Raw genomic sequence first — 2,804 nt, forward strand, 5'->3', positions numbered from 1 at the left:
CGGCGGCGTCGAAGATCCAACCTCTGCCCTCGGCGTGCGCTTTGTGGCGTGCCCCGGCGTGCACCTTCTCGAACACCCGGGGCACGGAGAGCAGGAAGGTCGGGCGCACCTTGGCGAGATCGGGCAGCAGGGTCCGCGAGTCCGGGGTGTAGGCGAGGGTGAACGCCCCCTGGACCACGCCCACCTGGAGCATGCGGGCGAACACGTGCGCCAGCGGGAGGAACAGCAGTGTGGACGCACCGGGCGTGAACAGCTCGGGCAGCGTGGCGATGGCCGCCTCGGCGGTGAACAGCAGGGCGCGATGGGTGATCTCGCAGCCCTTCGGTTGGCCGGTGGTCCCCGAGGTATAGATGATCGTCGCGAGGCTGTCGGCGTTGACGGACGCCCGGGCCGCCGTCAGCCGCTCCGGCGCGATGCCTGCGCCGTCCACGGCGAGACCGGCCAGCGCCCCGTGCTCGATGACGAGGACCTCCCGCAGCGCGGGGACGCCGTCGCGTACCTGTGCGACCCGCTCGGCGAGCTCGTCGTTTTCGACCACGAGAACCTCGACGCCGGCGTCCCGCAGGATCCACTCGATCTGGCCCGGGCTGGAGGTCTCGTAGATCGGCACGCAGACAGCTCCGGCCAGCCACGTCGCGTAGTCGACAATCGTCCACTCGAACCGGGTCCGGCTCGCCAGACCGACGCGGTCCCCGGGCCGCACCCCGCGGGCGATGAAGCCCCGGGCGGTGGCCACGACGTGATCGTGGAACTCGCGGACGGTCATGCCGACGAACTCGTCGTCGATCTTGTGTTGGATAAGCGTACTGTCCGGATATGCCGCCGCGTTGCGGAACACGGCGTCCGTCAGGGTCGCATCGTCGGCGATGGTGACCAGGGGCGGGGAGGTGTACTCGCGCACTGCTACTCCTACCAGATGGCTTGTGCGCGCCGGAGGACGACGCCACGGAACAACGGAAGAACGGAAGGCCAGGCCAGGGCATCAGACGTTAGCCTCCGGGCAGGCGGTTTGCGACCTTGCGGGGGGCAAAGGGTTCCCTTCGACGGTGTCCGGCCGGTGATCGTCGCCGGTGATCGTCGCCGGTGAGCGCGACCGCCGGGGATACGTCCTGAGATATGCCCGGGATCCGCACGGCATCCCTCATCGGCCGGATGGACCGTTCGAGTAGGGGCGACGGACCCCTGTCGGCGCCTAAGCTTCCAGCCATGCGGGTCCACGTGGTCAGCGACGTGCACGGGCGGGCGGATGTGCTGGCAGCGGCGGGCGAGGGGGCCGACGCGTTCGTGTGCCTGGGGGATCTCATCCTCTTCATCGACTACCACGATCACGGCCGGGGCATCATGGGCGACCTGTTCGGCGCCGAGGCCGTGGGTCGCATGATCGAGTTGCGTAACGCCCAGCGGTTCGACGAGGCCCGGGAATGGTCCCGGACGCTGTGGGCGAGCCTGGGCGGGGACCGCACGCAGATCGTGGAGGCGGCCATCCGCCGTCAGTACGAGGCGCTGTTCGCGGCGTTCCCGACCCCGACCTACCTGACCTTCGGCAACGTCGATCTGCCGCACCTGTATCCCGAGTACCTGCGCGACGGCGTCACCCTGCTGGACGGGCAGACCACCACGATCGGGGGGTTGCGGTTCGGCTTCGTCGGCGGGGGGCTGCAGACCCCGATGCGCACCCCCTACGAGATTGGCGACGACGCCTTCGCAGCCAAGGTCGCCGCGGTGGGCGAGGTCGACGTCCTGTGCTGCCACATCCCCCCGCACATCCCCGAGCTGGTCTACGACATCGAGGCACGCCGCTTCGAGCGCGGCAGTGTGGCGATCCTCGAAGCCATTCACGCGACCCGGCCGCGCTACGTGCTCTTCGGGCATGTGCACCAGCCGTTGACGGCCAGCCTGGAGATCGACGGCACACGCTGCGTGAACGTCGGACATTTCCATGCTCGGGGGACGCCCTTCGTTCTCAAGTGGTAGCCGGCCGCTCGGCCGGGCGCGCTCGGTGTTCCGGTAGCCTCAGGCGATCGGTCGGGGATTGTTCCCGGGCCCCGGAGAGATCCGGGTTGCCGGTGGGCCGGCGACGCCGTGCTCTTCAGCCGCGCTCGAAGAATGTGGAGGTGCTGTCTGCCATGGCGGACCACGCCCGATCGACGGTCGTCATCAACGCCCGGCCCGCCGCGGTGATGGGGGCGATCGCCGACATCTCCGCGTATCCGACCTGGATCGGCCAGATCGAGGAGGCCGAGATCCTCGATGTGGGCCCGGACGGCCGTCCCCGGCGTGCCCGGTTTCGGATCAACGCCGTCGTCATCAAGGACGAGTTCGTCAACGAGTACACCTGGAAGGGCGACGATCAGGTCGTCTGGAGCATGGTCGAGGGCCAGGCGATGTCGTCGCAGGACGGCAGCTACACCCTGCGCGACCTGGGTGACGGTAGCACTGAGGTGACCTACGACCTCACCGCCGAGACGAAGATCAAGATTCCTGGTCTGCTCCGGCGGAAGGTGCAGAGCGGCATCGTGGAGGCCGCTCTCAAGGACCTCAAGAAGTACGTCGAGAGCTGAGCGCACGTGCGGTGTGTGCTCTTCACGGGGAAGGGCGGCGGCGGTACCACCACGGTGGCAGCGGCGACCGCGATCCTCGCCGCCCAACGGGGTCACCGGACCCTCGTGCTGTCGGTCGACCCGGCCGCGGGGCTCGCCTGCGCGCTCGACCACCCGATCGGCGCCGAGCCGACCGAGCTTGAACCGGGGTTGCACGGCCAACAGGTCGACCTGCGCCGCGCGGTCGAGACCCGGTGGCCGGCC

4 protein-coding genes are annotated in these 2,804 nt (G+C 69.3%); 3 read left to right on the forward strand and 1 reads right to left on the reverse strand.

The features are described 5' to 3' along the window. On the reverse strand, nucleotides 1–901 hold a 901-nt coding region (locus tag AC08ON_RS07130; protein ID WP_476616664.1), incomplete at its 3' end, for an AMP-binding protein. A 305-nt stretch (nucleotides 902–1,206) separates the two neighbouring features. On the opposite strand from AC08ON_RS07130, the gene AC08ON_RS07135 reads away from it, so the two are divergent. From AC08ON_RS07135 to AC08ON_RS07145, 3 genes are all read left to right on the forward strand, one after another. Then, a complete protein-coding gene (locus AC08ON_RS07135; protein ID WP_476608198.1) occupies nucleotides 1,207–1,974 on the forward strand; it encodes a metallophosphoesterase family protein in 768 nt (255 codons plus the stop codon). A gap of 152 nt (nucleotides 1,975–2,126) precedes the next feature. After that, nucleotides 2,127–2,561: an SRPBCC family protein gene (locus AC08ON_RS07140; RefSeq protein ID WP_476608200.1), complete on the forward strand. Its 435-nt coding sequence runs from the start codon at nucleotides 2,127–2,129 to the stop codon at nucleotides 2,559–2,561. Nucleotides 2,562–2,567: 6 nt separating this feature from the next. Further along, the coding region (locus AC08ON_RS07145; protein WP_476616665.1) for an ArsA-related P-loop ATPase at nucleotides 2,568–2,804 on the forward strand (237 nt) is incomplete at its 3' end.

It is taken from the genome of Frankia sp. CoWAU3, from assembly GCF_977971855.1.

What these genes read in the sequence shown, in the direction of transcription:
- AC08ON_RS07135 (WP_476608198.1), top strand. Translation starts at nt 1,207, where the DNA reads ATGCGGGTCCACGTGGTCAGCGACGTGCACGGGCGGGCGGATGTGCTG.
- AC08ON_RS07140 (WP_476608200.1), top strand. Translation starts at nt 2,127, where the DNA reads ATGGCGGACCACGCCCGATCGACGGTCGTCATCAACGCCCGGCCCGCC.